Annotated in this window: 4 protein-coding genes; 1 reads left to right on the top strand and 3 read right to left on the bottom strand. The window is 30.1% G+C overall.

Features of this window, described 5'->3' with window-relative positions; all coding sequences use genetic code 11:
• Nucleotides 1-14: 14 nt before the first annotated feature.
• The 3 genes from J3477_RS14220 to J3477_RS14210 form a co-directional block, all read right to left on the bottom strand.
• Nucleotides 15-3,116, bottom strand: a complete 3,102-nt coding sequence (locus J3477_RS14220; protein WP_206870602.1) for a cyclic peptide export ABC transporter — start codon at nucleotides 3,114-3,116, stop codon at nucleotides 15-17.
• 28 nt (nucleotides 3,117-3,144) lie between these two features.
• Nucleotides 3,145-7,647, bottom strand: a complete 4,503-nt coding sequence (locus J3477_RS14215) for a non-ribosomal peptide synthetase (RefSeq protein WP_206870601.1) — start codon at nucleotides 7,645-7,647, stop codon at nucleotides 3,145-3,147.
• A gap of 107 nt (nucleotides 7,648-7,754) precedes the next feature.
• A complete protein-coding gene (locus J3477_RS14210; RefSeq protein ID WP_206870600.1) occupies nucleotides 7,755-8,462 on the bottom strand; it encodes a thioesterase II family protein in 708 nt (235 codons plus the stop codon).
• A 617-nt stretch (nucleotides 8,463-9,079) separates the two neighbouring features.
• Here J3477_RS14210 and J3477_RS14205 point away from each other — a divergent pair.
• The gene (locus J3477_RS14205) at nucleotides 9,080-19,771 is read left to right on the top strand and encodes a non-ribosomal peptide synthetase (RefSeq protein ID WP_206870599.1); all 10,692 of its coding nucleotides are present in this window, start codon (nucleotides 9,080-9,082) and stop codon (nucleotides 19,769-19,771) included.
• Nucleotides 19,772-19,788: the final 17 nt, after the last annotated feature.

Raw genomic sequence — 19,788 nt, 5'->3', positions numbered from 1 at the left:
AGATAAATTTAAGATTATTTAAAGGGGAAAGCTATATTGTCATAATTTGAGTTTACTTTTTCATTTATAATTTTACCTAGTTCAATTTTAATAACCTTATCAGCTAAATGGAAATACCTATCATCATGAGTTATTGCAATAATGCATTTTCCTTTTTTCTTTAAGTCTGGGAGTAGTTCTGTATAAAATAATTTTCTAAACTCAGGGTCTTGATCAGCGGCCCATTCATCAAAAAGGTAAATTTCTTTGTCTTCTATATAACTAATCATCAATGCCAATCTCTTTTTTTGGCCAGTGGACAATTTTATTGTACTGAATACCCCGTTTTCTATTTCTAATTTATCTTCAATTTGGAGCATTTTTAAGTATTTTTGTATGTCTTTTGCTTTGTTTGTATAATCAATTCCATATAATTTATCGAATAAATGAAAATCACTGAAAATAGTAGAATAATAGGATCCTAATTCTTTTGAGGTTGTCTCTTTTTCATTTATTTTTATGAAGCCTTCACTTGGTTCATATAATCCTGTTATCAGTTTAGCTAGGGTGGATTTTCCGCTTCCGTTTCCACCAGTAATAAATACAATCTCCCCAGAATTAAATTGATAAGTTATAGGACCGATTTTAAAATTCTCACCATTTTTTTCTGTATATTTATATTCTACTTCACTTAGCTTTAATGTTGAAAACTTTGATTCTTTAATATTATTTTTTTCCGAGAATATTTGATTTTTTTCTAATTGAGACATCTCTTTAATAAGCTGATTTACTCTGTTTAAGCTAATCTTTACCTGAATTAAGTTTGGAATTGCATTTAGTATTCCATGTACAGGGCCTGTCATATATAGAAGAACAAAAATATAGCTTCTTAAACTATTGCTTTGAATATTACTGAAAACTATTGGAAATAAGAAGGCTACACCACCTATTGCCACAGTAAATAATAACTCTCCTATAACGAATACATTAACAAATTTCAAGCTTGCGTTGCTTTTTTTATCACGATAGGTGTTACAAGTTTCTTCCATATCAGATTTAAACTCTTCACATTTATCTCCATTCAAACTTAATTCCTTAAAACCACTTTCCATATCGTTAATGAATTTAAAAAATACATTCTGAATGTCTCTTGTATTTTCCCATAATTTATTTGCGGATCTACCAGCTAAAAAGTAAATACTTGATATAGCTAAAATTATTAGAAGACTAAGTAATAAACCATAAATACTGATAATTCCTAAATATACAAAGCAACATATAAGAGTTACTATACTTGTGGCACCACTTATAAGAATGTTGGCAAAATTACTTATGGTTTCTGTATCATTATTCATAGCAGCCTGAAGTTTTCCACTCTCAATTTTTTCTACATCTTCGTAGGATGTTTTTAATAACTTATTTAGTAACTCCATTCTTAATTTATAAACCATATCATTTGTAATTACAATTAACTTGGTACTTACTATTTTTTGACCGAAAACGTAAAGTAAAATTCCAAGTATAAAATATAAGAATAGCGACCAATTAAATATACTTCCTTTATTTAAAGCAGTGTTAATCATAAATATTATTAATGCATTTCCTAAACCACTTATGATACTTAGTATGGCAATTGAGAAATAAGAAGTACCTTGTGTTTTTGGAAATACTGATGTAAATAATAAATAGAAGTATAAAAGGAGGATAGTAATACTTATTCCTACTGCTGAAATAACTATTGTTTCAGGTCCCCAAACACGTACAAAGCCCCAGGAAACTCCTCCTAGAAATATTTCAGGTGCTTTATATAGACAATATCCAAGCATAAATATAAATATTGCTGATAAGGACCAAATAATTTTTTGCTTTGTTCCTTGTGGTGCAAATTTTCTTTGCCCTACTCTCAATTGTTTAAAAGCTAGTATAGATAATCCAATTAATACTATACTTAATAAAGTAATACCAAAAAGTACAGCTACTGCAATTTTATCTGCATCTTTGTACATATCTGAAGAAATAGCAGTAGCTTCTTTTCCCTCTATTATGTTTAATATACCCATTGTGATTTCGTCTGTAAAAGGTGAATTTCTATTTGCAAGTACAGCCACACCAATATTTTTATTTGGTTTTAAAATTATAGAGGATGAAAAGTTAGGATTGCTTCCACTATGAAAGATCTCTTGCAAACTTTGATTTACAAACCATCCACTAGCATAAGATTCGCCACCACCTCCAGGATTTACAGTTAGATCAGCTTCATGAGATTTAATAATTAAATCCTTATCAAATTTACTTTCTAAATTTACTCCTAATTGAATCTTTAGCCACTTTGCCATATCATCACCATTAATTATAAAGTAGCCTGCTGGTGTATTTCCTCTATACATTGGGGCGGCATATTCTTTTGGTTTTAAGAAACCAATTTTATATCCCGTTGACATATCTTTAGCTGAAGCATCTTCTCTAAATAAATAAGTGTTTTCTAATCCCATTGGTTGCAAAATATTTTTCTTCATATATTCTTCAAAGGATTGTCCTGATACATTCTTAACCACAAGGCCTAAAACGTCATAGTTAATGGTAGCATAGGAAAACTTCTTTCCAGGTAAACTTTGAAGTTCTTGTCCAACCAAAGTTTTAACACATTCTTCTAATGCAGTTTCTGATTCGCTTTCAGGAATTTTGTCTATAGATTTATATGGAATTCCACTTGAATGATGAAGAAATTGTTCAATTGTGACATTGACTTCCTTTCCATTATATTTTAATGTTAACCATGGAATATACTTTTTTATAGGGTCACTGAGAGATATTCGGCCTTCTTTTTCAAGTTTCAATATAGCTAAAGCCGTAAATGCTTTACTAGTTGAGCCAAGTTCGAATAAAGTTTCAGAATTTGCAAGCCTTTTTTCCTTCACATCAGCATATCCAAAAGCCTTTTTATAAACTGTTTTATCACCATTTGTAATAACGATAGAAAGTGCCGGTATTTCGCCTTTCTTCATCTGAGTTTCTACATATTTGTCTAGTTCACTGATTTTAGCTTCAGATAAATCAGAAGCAAAAGTATTTCTAGACGTACATAGGATAAAAAAGAATAAGATTATGAGTGGAAGGATTTTTTTATTTTTTATCATATTTACACACGTACCCTTCTTTTTAAAATCAATCGAACAAACTATCTAAGTCTTCTTGAGAAAGTTCTGCTGCATCAAAATCAGAAGGAGTGAACTCACTATATTCTTTGTTAATGCAATAGTCTATAACATCTTTAATTTGGTTCAGGTATTCCTTCATAAAGCTTTGCATTGCTTCATCACTAAATTTATTTTTACTGTAGGTTATTGAAATATTTAATTTACCATCTATATGAATTGCAACGATTTCTATTAAGTAAGGGAGATGATTTTCTTTATCAAAATCAGAACCGCTATCTTCCTTTGCAAATTTAAATAAACTATCTTTTAGCGTAGAATCGAAATCACCAAGATAATTGAAACGAATCAGTTTTGACTCATCTTGTTTTATAGACTTACTAAGATATTTAAGAATACCATAGTTTATTCCCTTACTTGGAACGCTTCGAAGTTGTTCCTTTAGTTCCTTTATTTTTGAATTTAAATCTATTTGATTAATCTTTAAATTCACTGGATATATGCTAGTAAACCATCCTACAGATCTAGATATATTTATTGCATTAGTAATTTCTTCTCGTCCATGACCTTCAATCTCAAAAGTGACAGTTTTTTGTTTAGAAAATCTTGAGGCTGTAAAAGCTAATGCAATGATAAGAAGTTCATTGCTATCTGTTCCATAGGCTTTATTAGCTTTAGTTATTAAAGCTTCAGTTTCTTCTGTATTTAATACTGCTTTTAAAGTGGAAGAAAATTTTAGTTTATCTTCTCCAAGGTCAAAGGTCACAGGATAGACTGCTTTATTCTCTATAACTGAATCCCAATATTCGATTTCTTGCTTTACAAATTCTTCTTTACTGTACTTTTCTAATTCCATTGCCCATTTTTGAAAAGAAGAGGTCTTCAGTGGTAGAGCAGTGGGTATATCTTTTTTATTTTGAAGGATTAAATCATTCAAATCTTCAAGGAGAATGCGCCAAGAGACTCCATCTATAATCAAATGATGTGCGGTTAGGAGCAATCTCTTACTAGTACCTAAGTCAAAAATACAGCCTTTAAATAACAAATCTTTTTCCAAATCAAAATTTCCTTTAAATGCTTCACCCAATTGATTGATTGCTGAAATTTGTTCAGCTTTAGAAAGCTGAGTAAGATTGAATTCCTCTATATCTTTTAAATCCTCTAGATGCTTTTCGTTGTAATATAATTTTCCTATTTTTGAATTATAATTAAGTCGTAAGGTATCATGATGATGTATCAATTTATTTATAGCTTGTATTATTTCTGTGTTACTTATATACTCACTGATTTCTAATAATACTGATTGGTTCCAGTGATTTTTATTTTTGAAGCGTTGCTTAAAAAACCAAGAAGAGATTGGAGTAGGTTCTATGATTCCTTCACAAACACTCTGTTCTTCTAGCTCAGTTCCTTGCAAAGTTTCTATACAAGCTGCGATTTCTTGCATTGTATCATGAGATAAGATATCTTTTACCTTAATATTTAACCCTATATTATTAAGTCTGCTTGATATTTGGATTGCCTTTATAGAATCTCCTCCAAGCTCATAGAAACCATCTAATAATCCTATTTTTTCTATGTTCAAGACTTCTTGAGTTACTTCGATCAATTTTTTTTCTGTTTCATTTTGGTAAGTTATAAACTCAGCCTTTTCACTTTTAATACTTTCAGGTTTTGGTAATTGATTGATATTAATTTTTCCGTTTTGAGTTAATGGCATAGTATCTAAAGGAATAAAATGAATGGGAATCATATAATTTGGTAAAAATTTCGAAAGAAATTTTTTTATTTCAATTGAAGGAAGTTCATTTGTAAGCACAACATAACCATAAAGGTTCTTCTCGCCATTTTCATTTTCATGATCTACGACAATGGCATCTAGAACTTCTTCTATTGATGTTAAATGCTTTTCTATCTCGCCTAGTTCAATTCGATGTCCTCTTATTTTTACCTGCCTATCTATTCTTCCTATATATTCAATTTTCCCATCTTTTTTATACTTTGCGCTATCGCCAGTTTTATACAATCTTTTCCCGATTACAAACGGATTTTGTATAAAGCGACTTTTTGTCAATTCAGCTTGATTTAGATAACCTCTTGCCACCCCATCTCCAGATATATATAATTCTCCAATTGTTTCTGGAGGTACTATGTTGAGGTCTTTATCTAATATATAAATTTGTACATTATCTGCTGGTATCCCAATAGGAACAGAAAGTCCTTTGTCTTTATTAATATCGAATTTATGAATCATACATCCGACCACCGTCTCTGTTGGCCCATATTCATTGAAGATTTCTATTTTATTGCCAAAGCTTTTACATATGCTTACTGCAAGACTGGTCTTCAAATCGTCTCCACCAACTATAAACCTGCTTACAGAAGAATTGCTATTATCCATATCCTTTAATAAAGATAAATGTGCTGGCGTAAGCTTAATGATATTTACTTTATTTTCTCTTAATATTTTGTATAAAATGAATTCAGATCCATCATCATAATATATGTTTAATCTATTTCCTCCGATTAATGGAGTGAAAATTGATGTTACTGTAAGATCAAAGGATAAAGAAGAGTATAATGCAAAAATTTCATCCTTTGATTTTATATAATTTTTTCTAGCCCACCATATGTAATTCACTAATCCTCCATGTTCTACCATTACTCCTTTGGGCTTACCTGTAGAACCAGATGTATAAATAACGTATGCCAAATCCTTTGGTGTATTGATTTTCTCTAAATTATCACAATTTCCACTATATAAATTTGAATCTTTTAGATTAATAATCTCTTGGTTTAAGAAAATGGATTCATTTATTTCACGATTAGTAAGAACTAAAGATACGGCAGAATCTTCTATAATATAGCGAATTCTTTCTGTTGGATATTCTGGATCTATAGGGACATATGCTCCGCCTGACTTTAAAATCGCTAAGATTCCAATCACTGTATCTAAGGAATGCGTTGTCATAAAACCTACAATTTTATCCTTACCAACACCTTTTTTTCTTAGTTTTCTAGCAAGTTGATTTGCTTTTTCGTTTAACTGCTTGTAGGATAGAGTTTCATTATTAAAAGATAAAGCAATGTTATTTGGTACAATTTCTACTTGCTCCTCAAAAAGCTCATAAATTGTTTTCTCTTTAGGGTATTTTGTCTCGGTGGAGTTAAGTTTAAATTGAAGATTTTCTCTTTCTTTTGAGGATAATAGATTGATTTTACTTAGTTTTTCTTTTGGATTATCTAATATCTTGTCAATTATATTATTAAGATAGCCATATAAATCGTCAATCTGCTCGTGAGAGTAGACATTTGTTTTATAATCAAAAGATAAGGACAAGGTATCTGTCTCTAAAAATTCTTTAATTATTAGTTGAAGAGAATAGAGTTGTTCGCCACTATATAATTCAACATTTTCTATGGACATTCCATTGATTTTATTATTAATGCTGGTATTATAATAATTCACACATACTTCGAATAAACTATCATAACCTTTTTTGCTCAATTTTAAGTCCTGTACCAAAAGATTATATGGATATCTTTGGTGAAAAAAACTAGATAGTAGCGCACTGTTTATATCCTTGATAAAATTTTCTGCACTAAGATCGCCATTTAGTTTATATCTGAAAGGCATTGTGCTGGTAAACATCCCTATCATTTGGCGCTCTTTTTTACTGGTTCTATTTAGAACTGGTATTCCTAGAATTATATCGTCCTTGTGAAAAATCTTATTCATATATATAAGTAACATAGCTGTGAAAAATGTATTTAAAGAGATACCATAGTTGCTTGTAAAATTTTTAATTTGCTTTGATCTACTGTCGTTTATTTGGTAAGTATTTCGATGTCCTTCCAAACTATCTATGCTTTTAATAGCAGATTTTTCAGGTAAGGTGGTAAATTTTTCGAGCCAAAAAGCTCTGTTTTTGAGAAAACGACTTGAATTGAGATAGTGTTGCTCACTATCTATAAAATCAACGTAAGAAGGAGGTTTGTAATTGCTTATATCTTGACCGTTTGCTAGTTTTGTATATATATCACAAATTTGTTTTGCTATAAGGCTGAAAGACCATCCATCAGAGATAATATGATGCATCTTAAGGAAAAGTCCACTTTCATTATGGTCTTTTTTAAAGAATGCAAAAAAATACAGGTTGTCCGATTTTAAAGAAATGGATTTTTCCATTTCTTCCTTTGTCCAGATGTAAAAACTATTCTCTGGGGTATCACATATACTAAAATCAATGCGCTGAATAGTAACCTTCTCAAAATTCTTAACGTACTGTAGAAGAGTTCCATTCTTTTCTACAAATCTCAATCTAAGGCCATCATTTTCTTTAATTAATATATTTACAGATTCTTCTAATAAATTAAAATCTATAGTGCCTTTGATTTTTAAATATCCCCCGATATTATACATTACTGTCTTTTCATATATATTTTCCACATACCATATTCTTTTTTGTGGATTGGTAAGTGGGTAAAGTTTAAAGTTTTGATTGTTTTCCATCAGTTACTCCTTTTGTAAAATTTTTATGATTATTTGATTGGATTAAAGTTTAACAAATAGTGTAAGGTCATCAACCTTGCAAGTTTAAAAATAGAAAAAAGAATATATCATCTGTGATAAGCGATAGTATTGTTAATTAAACTTACAATATCTTCTGAGTGATCATGTAAAAAGAAGTGACCACCAGAAAAACTGAAAAAATTACATCTGTTTTTTGTGTGTGTTTGCCATTCCGCAATTTTATTTAGGGGCATTTTTTCGTCTTTTCCATATAAAATTGTAAAATTACAATCAATAGGAGCATCTTTTTCAAAATAAGTATATTCTTCTATTGCTTTAAAATCAGATTTAAGAATTGGCAAGAAGATCTCCATAAGAGCATCGTTTTCTAACACTTCTTTTGGTGTACCATCTAGTTTTAATAGTTCTTCTTTAAATTTATGATTGTCCAAATTGTGAATCATTTTATCTCTATGAGAAAACTGAGGAGCTCCTTTTCCAGAGAAAAACATATGTAGAGGAGGAGGTAAATCTTCTTGTTGTATTTTGTAAGCTAGCTCATATGCCACTAAAGCACCCATGCTATGACCAAAAATAGAGTAGGAATCTTCGGTTATTTTATCTTTAACGATAAAAAAAATATCATCTACAATTTTTTGGAAATCATCACAAAGTGGGTCGGAAAATCTTCGTCCTCTGCCTCCATATTCAACACCAATTAACTCTATGGAAGGATGTAAATATCTTTTCCATTTTTCATATATTGTTGCTGAGCCTCCCGCATAGGGAAGACAAAATAACTTTGTTTTTTTCATTAATATATTCCCCTTAATTTATCAGATTGAGCAAGATTTTTGGAAAATATCATAAAATATAATGTTTTATGTAAATATCCATAGGCGAAAAATAGTTTCTGAATTTTTTTAACAGGATAAACAACTATATAAAAAATTACTGTTACTAAAACTGACGAAATAAATTTTAGATATATGATATTTTATAAGATTAGATTAATTATTACCTAATATATACAATTTTATATATTATATCAAAAAAGTATGTATATAAAAAGAAAAAATTCAATTATTTTCAACAATATATATAAAAAATATCGTATATCATGCTGAAAAATATAAGTTTAAAAAAATAAAGTTAACAAAAATATCTCTTTGAATAATTAATAATACTTTCATTATAGTTCAAAGTAACTAATAAAAAAGATTGTGTCTATAAACGAGTTTTTAATCTTATTAATATTATAAAATAAGAAAAATAATGTTTTTAATATAATAAATTAATAAAAAAAACCATAAATACACTTAAATGTTATTATATCGTTGAAAAATGTAAAAAAATAGTATAATGTATAAAAGTATAGGTACTTTTAAAAAATTTAACGTAAAAAACATTTTATATAATGGAGAGAAGCTTTATGAGAAATGAGAAAAAAATTGGTAGGAATGATGTAGTTGATATTTTGGCATTGACGCCTATGCAAGAAGGAATGATTTTTCATTACATGTATGATTCGGAGAGTGAACAGTATTTTGAGCAACTCTCATTAAACATCACTGGGGTAGTAAAGTGTGAAGAAATAAAAAAAGCATGGCAATTTGTTGCAGAAAATAATGAAATGTTAAGAGCTGTATTTAGATGGGACAAACTTGAAAAGCCTATACAAATTGTTTTAAAGAATAAAGAAATACCTGTTAGACAGTATGATTTATCTCAAAACAATGCAGAAGATAGAAAAAGACTTCTTGAAGAGATTCGACAGAAGGATAAAGAGGAAGGTATAGACTTACTAGTAGAACCTTTTAGAATTATTTTATGTAAACTTGATGATACTGAGTATGAAATGATTATTAGCAATCACCACGTTTTGTATGATGGATGGAGCAATGGAATTTTATTAAAAGAATTTTTGATTGCTTATACTGATTTATTAGAAGATAGGGAACCTAAAAGGAAAATTAAAACAAGATTTAAAGAGTTTGTAAAGTGGGTAAATAATCAAGATTCCAATATACAAAAAACATATTGGGAAAATTATTTAAGCGATTTTGATAAAAAAACTTCTTTATCAAATAAAATGATAAAGGATAATGAGCCTAAGCAGACTGCAAAATATTCATGGACACTTTCGAGAGATACTATAAAAAAAATTGACGAGTTTACCAAGGAAGAAAAGATAAGATTATCAGTTTTGTTATATTGTGCTTGGGGAGTATTGTTGCAAAAGTATAATGATACAAATGATGTTGTATTTGGAACAACTGTATCTGGAAGAAATTCTAATATAAAAGGTATAGAGGATATGGTTGGTTTGTTTATAAATACCCTTCCTTTAAGAATGAAGTGTGAGGAAGATGAGCGAATAGAGGCTTTAATAAAAAGAATAGAAAGAATGCTTCAAGATCGAGAAGAATATGAAAGTACCCCCTTAGCAGATATTCAGAAGACAAATCTAAGCATCGGAAATGACGGCATTTTTGATACACTCCTTATTGTAGAGAATTATCCTTTGGACAAAATGTTAAAAAGCAAAGATAGTAAAATACAAATAAACTCTTATTTAACTCAAGAAGCTACTAATTATGATTTAACAGTTGGAATAAAAGTTTTTGATGAGGTGCAGATAGATTTCTGTTATCAAGAAAATAAATTTGAGATAGAAGAAATCGAAACTATAGCAAAGTATTTTGAAAATACGCTAAGACAAATAGCGGAAGATTCAGAAAAAAGATTATCAGAGATAGAAATATTTAATGGTCATGAAAAGCAAAAATTACTCTATGATTATAATCAAGTTAGTGAGGCAACAGTTGAGGAAAATACAATAGTTTCACTTTTTCAAGAACAGGTAGAAAAGACACCGGATAATATAGCTGTTAAATTTGAAAATATGCAGCTTACTTACTTTGAGCTGAATTATAAAGCAAATCAACTGGCTAGAAAAATCAGAAAAGAAGGACAAGTAAGAGAGCGTATTATCGGTATCATGATGGAACGTTCTTTGGAAATGTGTGTAGCAATACTAGGTGTGCTAAAGGCAGGTGCTGCTTATTTACCTATTGATCCAGCCTATCCAAAAGATAGAATCCAATATATGTTGGACGATGGAAAAATAGATATTTTAGTATCACAGAAATACTTAGTGGATCGATTAAAATTCGAAGGAACATTTATTGATATTAAAGAAGACAATTTTTTTGAAGAGGATGGTTCAAACATAGAATATAATAGCAGCCCGGATGACCTAGCTTATATAATCTATACTTCTGGAAGTACAGGTAAGCCAAAAGGAGTTATGGTTGAACACAGAAGTATATGTAATTCAATACAATGGAGAAAAGCAGAATACAAATTAAACTCAGAAGATCGTATATTACAACTTTTTTCTTTTTCTTTTGATGGATTTCTAACTAGCTTTTTTACACCTATTTTATCTGGTGCAACAGTAATTTTGATAAAAGAAGAAGATGGAAAAGATCCGATTAAAATAAAAAAATGTATTGTTTCAGAAAAAATCAGTCATTTTATTGCAGTTCCCTCTCTGTATATGTATATCTTAGAATCTATGACAAAAGAAGAAGCAAAGAGTCTGAAAGTAGTAACCCTAGCAGGTGAAAAAATAACAAAGGAAGTAATTAATAGAACACAAGAAATTAATGAGGATATAGAAATTACAAATGAATATGGACCTACTGAAAATAGTGTTGTATCGACATTATTGAGAAATGTATCAACTAATAATTACAAATCTATAGGAAATCCTATACCAGGTACTGCTGTATATATATTAGGAAAAAATAATGAATTAAGACCATTAGGGCTTTCAGGAGAAATTTGTTTATCAGGAAGGGGATTAGCAAGAGGATATCTAAATAAACCTGAACTCACAGAAGAGAAGTTTATTTCAAACCCGTTTATAAAGGGAGAGAGGTTATACAAAACTGGAGATTTGGGTAGATGGATGAAAGATGGAACTTTAGAGTTTTTAGGTAGAGTAGATTATCAGGTTAAAATAAGAGGCTTTAGAATTGAACTAGGAGAAATAGAAAGCCGATTAATTGAAATTGACTTTATAAATCAAGCAGTTGTAGTGACACGACAGGATGAAGATGGAAATAATTATTTATGTGCCTATATAACTTCTGATAAAGAGATAAAAATATCAAAACTTAGGGAATTATTATCTAACTCTTTGCCAGAATATATGATACCAGCATATTTTATTGCATTAAAAGAGCTTCCTTTTACACCTAATGGAAAAGTTGATAGAAATGCATTGCCAGAGCCAGGAGATACTATTAATATAGGCACAACCTATGAAGCTCCGATAAACGAAACAGAAAGAAAACTGGTAGAGTTGTGGGAAAAAATATTAAACGTAAATGGAATTGGAACGAAAGATAATTTTTTTGATAGAGGAGGACATTCGTTAAAGGTAGCAAGCTTAGTATCTCAAATACATAAGGAATTTAATGTAGAAGTTCCTTTGAAGGTAGTGTTTAAAATACCTACTGTCAAAGAGATTGCTAAATATATTGAAAATGATAAAAAAGAAAATGAATATGTGCCATTTACACAAATTCAGGAAAGGGAATTTTACTCTGTATCTTCAGCACAAAAAAGAGTATTTATGCTACAAAATTTTGAAAAGAATAGTATTGGATATAACATTTCTGGAGCAATCACAATAGAAGGAAAATTGGATAAGAAAAAATTCGAGGAGGCCTTTCAAAAGTTAATAGAAAGACATGAAGCGTTTAGAACTTCTTTTGAGATAGACCAAGAAGAGGTAGTTCAAAAAATTCATAAGACAATAAGATTTAAGTTGGACTATTTTGAAAGTGAAGAAAATCAAGTACAGTACTTAATCAATAATTTTGTAGCTCCTTTTCAATTAAATAATGCACCTTTATTTAGAGCTGGACTTATTAGATTAGAGGAAAATAAACATGTTCTAATGTTGGATATGCACCATATTATAGCTGATGGTACTTCTATGGGAATAATAATTAAAGAATTTATAAGCTTATATGAAGGTGATAGCTTGCCTGAACTTAAGGTTCAATATAAGGAATATGCTGCATGGCAAATAGAACAGATGGATTCCAAGAGAATGGGTGAGCATCAAAAATACTGGTTAGATCAATTCAAAGAAGAAGTACCTGTCTTGAATATTCACAGTGACATTCCTAGGGCTTCTGTACAAAGCTTTGAAGGAGATACTTTACATTTTTCTATAGATAAAGAACTTACTGAAAAGATAAAATTTTTAGCAAAAAATACAGAGACTACAGTTTATATGGTATTGCTTGCGGCTTATACAATATTACTTTCTAAGTATAGTAATCAAGAAGATATAGTTATAGGAAGTCCAATTGCCGGAAGAAGTCAGGAAGACTTCAAAGAGGTGATTGGAATGTTTGTAAATACCCTTCCTATGAGAAATTTTCCTAATGGAGGAAAGAGCTTTAAAGAATTCTTAGAAGAAGTAAAAGAAAATGCATTGCAGGCATATGAGCATCAAAACTATCCTTTTGATGAACTGGTAGATCAGTTAAAAATACAGCGAGATCCAAGCAGAAATCCATTGTTTGATGTACTGTTTGCAATGCAAAACATGGATATACCTGAAATGGAAATAAAGGGATTACGATTTGCAGCTTACCCTTTTCATAATAAAGTTTCGAAGTTTGATCTTAGTCTGTTTGCTTCTGAAGAAGGAGAAATATTAACCTTTCAGATGGAATATAGTACTATGCTATATAATAAGGAGACTATAGAACGGTTAACAAAAGCTTTGATTAGGATTATAGCTCAAATTGTAGATACTCCTAAAGTATTGTTGTCGGATATAGAGATTATAAGTGATGAAGAGAAGGTCAACCTTACTAATGGAAAAAGCAATAAAAACACAATTTCCCCAGAACAAAAAACTATGCATCAACTATTTGAAGAACAGGTGGAAAGAACACCTAATAATATAGCTTTAAACTATGAGAATAAAACACTGACATACAAGGAGCTGAATGAAAAAGCGAATCAGCTTGCAAGAGTGCTTCGGGAAAAAGGGGTAAAAGCAGATTCTGTTGTAGGACTAATGATAGAGCGTTCTTTTGAAATGATAATTGGTTTATTGGCGATTATGAAAGCGGGAGGAGCATATCTGCCTATTGACACTGAATACCCCAAGGAGCGAATTTCATATATGCTGGAAGACAGTAAGGTTTCTATTTTATTAACTCAAAAAGAGTTGAGTTCAACACATAATTTTCATGGAGAGAGTATTGATGTGAAAGACGAAAAGCTCTATGAGGGAGGTAAGGAAAACTTAGAATGCATAAATAAAGTAGAGGACTTAATTTATGTAATTTATACTTCTGGTTCTACAGGAAAGCCAAAGGGTGCGATGTTAGAACATAAAAATCTTATTAATTTGATGAATTTTCAATTCGCAGAATGCAATATTGATTTTAACAGCAAAGTTTTACAATTTGCAATGATAAGCTTTGATGTATCATTCCAAGAAATTTTTTCTACACTGGTTTCTGGTGGAGAGTTATATCTAATTAATAAGGAAATGAGAAATGACATAGATAAACTGTTTGCTTTTATTAAAGAAAAAGAAATAAAAATATTATTTTTACCTACTGCTTTTTTGAAATTTATCATGAGTGAAGAAGAATATATAGAAAAGTTTCCTCGGAATTGTAAACATATTATAACTGCTGGAGAGCAACTACTTATTTCAGAAGGCTTCAAGAGATATTTACAGGGAAATAAAAATCTTCTCCATAATCACTATGGACCATCAGAAACACATGTGGTTTCTACTTTGACAATTGATCCGAAATTCAGTATACCAGAGCTGCCTTCCATAGGAACGCCTATAGGGAACACAAATATATATATTATGAATGCATTCAAAAAACTTCAGCCTGTAGGTGTAGCTGGGGAACTATATATATCTGGACAATCTGTAGGAAGAGGGTATATTAATAATCCTGAGTTAACAGCAGAAAAGTTTATTTTTGATCCCTTCAATAAAGAAAGAAGAATGTACAGAACAGGAGATCTTGCACTAAGGAATTCGGATGGAAGTTTGGAGTTTTTGGGTAGAATTGATGGTCAAGTAAAAGTAAGGGGATATAGGATAGAAACAAGTGAAATAGAAATACAACTACTAAGACATGAAAATATAAAAGAAGCTGTAGTAGTTGTAAAAAAAGATGGAAAAGGAACTAATGAGTTGTTTGCGTATGTTGTGAATAATAAGAATTTGTTAGCTTCACAAATAAGAGCCTATTTATCACAAAGTTTGCCAGAATATATGATTCCATCTTATTTTATCAACTTAGAAAAAATGCCTCTTACACCAAATGGAAAAGTGGATAGAAAGGCATTGCCAGAATTTAATGGAATTATAAGTGAGCACAATAATCAAATTAAAGCTTCAACCGAGCTTGAAAAAAAGCTAGAACATATTTGGTCAGAAATATTGAAGGTGAAGAATATAGGAATAACTGAAAATTTCTTTGAGCTGGGTGGTCATTCTTTAAGAGCCACAATACTACTGTCTAAGGTGCATAAAGAATTAGAAGTAGAAATCCCATTAAAGGAATTTTTCAAAACACCAACCATTAAAGGCTTAGCTGATTATATTGAAAAAATGGAAAAAAATCAGTATATAAGTATACCTGTCGTTGCACAACAGGACTATTATCCACTTTCTTTTTCACAGAAGAGAATATATACACTACATCAATTTGAAAAGGATGGAATTAGCTATAATATGCCAGGGATTATGAAAATCCTAGGTAAGATAGATATTACTAAAATGCAGATTGCATTTAAAAGACTTATAGAGAGGCATGAAGCCTTAAGAACTTCTTTTGAAACTATTCAAAATGAAATTGTGCAAAGAGTTCATGAGTATGTGGGATTTGATGTTTTGCATAAAGAAGGAAAAGAAGAAGAAATTGATACACTTATAAGCGAATTTATAAAAGCTTTTGACTTAAGTAAAGCACCACTTTTAAGAGTTGAGATTGTTAGCTTTTCAGAAAACAGCCATTTACTGTTATTTGATATGGATCATATTATTTCAGATGGGGCTTCAATGGGAATACTAATTAAAGAAATTCTAATGCTGTATCAAGGAAAGGAATTGCCAAAGCTTAGAATACAATATAAAGACTATTCTTCATGGCAGCAAAATCAAAACAATCTTATGTCTAAGCAGGAACAATATTGGCTAGAAAGCTTTGAAGAGGAGATTCCTTTACTTAATTTACCAGAGGATTATGTGAGACCTGCAATACAGAGCTTTGAAGGAGATAGAATTTTCTTTGAATTAGATAAGGAAACAACGAAAAAGTTAGGTGATTTTGCAAAAGAAAATAAAGCTACTCAGTACATGGTATTATTATCAGTTTATACAATGCTATTGGCGAAGTATAGTGCACAAGAAGATATTATTGTAGGAAGCCCTATTGCAGGAAGACGTCATGCAGATTTAGACAATTGTATGGGGATGTTTGTAAATACTCTTGCAATGAGAAACTATCCGAAAGGCAGTAAGACCTTTAGAAAGTTTTTGCAGGAAGTAAAGGAAAATGCATTAAAAGCATATGAAAATCAAGAATATCAATTTGAAGAATTAGTAGAAAAATTAAACATAGAAAGAGATTTCAGTCGTAATCCTTTATTTGACGTTATGTTTGTAATGCAAAATGTTGATATCCCAGAGCTTGAAATAGATGAAGTAAAATTTATACCATATGAGTTTGAAAATAAAATTTCTAAATTTACAATGACGTTAATTGCTAAGGAAATAGGAGATACAATAAATTTTGACTTAGAATACTGTACAAAAATATTTAAGAAAGAGACAATGGAAAGATTTAAAGAACATTTCAAAACAGGCTTACAATTTATTTTGGCTAATCCAGAATGTAATATATCAGAAGTAGAAATTATAGCAGAAGAAGAGAAAAATAAAATTATAAAAGTTTTCAATGATACTAAAAGCGAGTATCAGAGAGACAGGACTATTATACAATTGTTTGAAGAACAATTATTAAAATTTCCTAATAATATTGCTGTAATATGTGAAGATAAGAAATTTACGTATGTGGAACTAAATGAAAAAGCCAATGCTCTATCAAAGGTACTCATTGAAAAGGGAGTAAAACCTGGAGAAATTGTAGGATTATATGCAGATCGCTCAATAGAAATGATTTTTGCAATAATTTCTATATTGAAGGTTGGAGGAGTTTATCTACCTATTGATACTGAGTATCCAAGGGAACGAATTGAATATATGTTGAAGGATTGCGGTGTAAATATTTTACTCATGGAACAGAAGCTAAGAGAAGAAGTAAAATTTGAAGGAATAAAAGTAGATTTAAAAAATGATGAAATTTTCTATGAAAAATATAATAATCCTAAACATGTAAACAAACCAACAGATTTGGCTTATGTGATGTATACTTCTGGAAGTACAGGTGTTCCAAAGGGCGTAATGATAGAACAAAGAAGTATCATAAGGCTGGTGAAAAATACAAATTATGTATCTATTGGAGAAGATGATGGAATACTACAGGCTGGAGCAGTAGTATTTGATGCGTCTACCTTTGAAATATGGGGAAGTCTTTTAAATGGAGCAACTTTATATCTTATAAGTAAGGAAACTCTTATTAGCACTAAAGGATTAAGAAAATATTTAGAAAATAACAAAATAACTATACTTTTTCTTACCACAGCTTTATTCAATCAAATATCTGAAGAAGATCCAGGTGTTTTCAATACTCTTAAATACTTAATGGTAGGTGGAGAGGCCACATCACCTAAGCATATGCTGGAAGTAAAAAGAAACTGTAAACAGCTATGTATTAGCAATATATATGGACCTACTGAAAATACTACATTTTCTACCTGGTTCCCTATTTTAGATGAGGTTGATCAAAACATACCTATTGGAAAACCTATTAGTAATTCAACTGCTTATATAATAGATAAATATAATAAATTGCAGCCTATTGGACTACCAGGAGAGTTATGTTTAGGTGGGGATGGTCTAGCAAGAGGATATTTAAATAGAGAAACCTTGACTTATGAAAAATTTATAGATAATCCTTTTACTGCAGATGAAAAATTATATAGAACAGGGGACCTTGCAAGATGGTTACCAGATGGAAATATTGAATTTTTAGGACGAATGGACAAACAGATAAAAATAAGAGGTTTCAGAATAGAAATAGACGAGATTGAAAAGCAACTTTTAAATTATGAAATGGTAAGTGATACTGTAATTACAGTGAATGAAGACAACAGTGAAAACAAATATTTATGTTGCTATTTTACGGCAAAAGAGTCGCTAGCGCCATCAAAAATAAGAGAGTATTTACTGCAAAGGCTTCCAAACTATATGATTCCATCTTATTTTGTGCAATTAGAGGACATCCCATTAACAACCAATGGTAAGGTTGATCAAAAGGCTTTACCTAAACCTGAAACTGCTTTAGAAGTCAATTCACAATATATAGCACCACGAAATGATATAGAAGAAAGATTATCTGAAATTTTTGCAGAAGTTCTTGATATAAATACAGTTGGAGTTAAAGATAATTTTTTTGAACTTGGAGGACATTCACTAAAAGCAGTAAAGGTTATGAATATGATTCACAAGGAATTTTCAATAAAGCTTAGCTTACAAGAGCTATTCAAATCCCCAACTATTGAAATTTTAGCTGAAAAACTTCAAGATGGACAAACAGTAGCTTTTGAGGAAATAAAAAAAATAGAAAAGAAAGAATATTATGAGCTTTCGAATGCGCAAAAAAGATTATGGATTATAAATCAATTGCAAAAAGAAAATATTGCTTATAATTTACCAGGTCGTGTAACTATTTTAGAAAAAGTAGAAGAAGACATAATCTATAAAGTATTCAAAGATCTCATTCAGCGACATGAGAGTTTTAGAACAAGGTTTGCTACAGTTGATGGAGAACCGGTGCAAATTGTTGAAGATACTGTGAAATTTTCTTTAAATAGTATGGATATATCTTTTATTGAAAAGGAAGAGAAATTACTGAAAAGAGAGCAGATATTTAAAGAAGAGGCTACAAAGATTTTTAATTTAGAGAAGGCTCCTCTTTTGCAGGTAACCTTGTTAAAAGTAAAAGAAGAAGAATATGATCTGATTTTTTCTATGCATCATATTATATCAGACGGTTCATCTATGGAAGTCTTAAGAAAAGAATTTTATCTATTGTATGAAGGATATAAGATTGGAAAAAAAGAAGAGTTACCGTTGCTTAATATACAATACAAAGATTTTGCAGCATGGCAAAACCAACATATAGCAGATGATAAGCTGATGGAGAAAGCAAAAGAATTTTGGCTGGAGCAGCTATCAGGACAACTTTTACCTTTGAATCTTCCAGTTAATAAATCAGATGAAAATGAGACAGAAAGAAGAAGTTCAGCTTATAGTTTTTTCATATCAGAAGACTTAAAAGATAAGATAAAAAATTTAGCTAAGGAACATCAGACAAGTATTTTTGTTGTGTTGCTTACTGGATTCAGTATTTATCTATCTGAATTAACTGGACAAGAAGATATTCTTATAGGCACAGCAGGTTCAGGAAGAGAACATGAAAGTTTGCAAAATGTTATAGGATATTTTATAAACACAACTGTTCTTAGAAATAAAATAAATACAGAATTAAACTTTAATGATTTAATAAACAAAGTAAAAGAAAATACATTAAAAGCGCTAGAATATCAAAATTATCCTCTAGAGTTTATTTTAGATGAATTGAAAATAAAATATCCTGAGATATCTGTATTTTTTAATATGCTGAATATGGGGCAGAGTGATCGTGAAGAATTAAGTTGCTTAGAAGCATATCATACAGAAAAAGTACAAGATGTGAAGTTTGATATTGTTTGTTATATCATTGAGTACAAAAATGGAATACAAGTGAATTGTAATTATTTGAGTGATTTGTTTAAGCCAGCGAGAATTGAATTTATGATGACGGAATATGTAGACTTGCTTGAAGATCTTGTAGAGTCACCAGATGTAATTGTAGAAGAGTGTGTTTAAGTTTAGGTTACCGTAGT

It is taken from the genome of Clostridium zeae, from assembly GCF_017312485.1.
In the GTDB taxonomy this organism is placed as follows: Bacteria; Bacillota; Clostridia; order Clostridiales; family Clostridiaceae; genus Clostridium_AR; species Clostridium_AR zeae.
The sequence above is the reverse complement of the archived record's forward strand: the minus strand, read 5'-3'. Positions and strand labels throughout refer to the sequence as shown.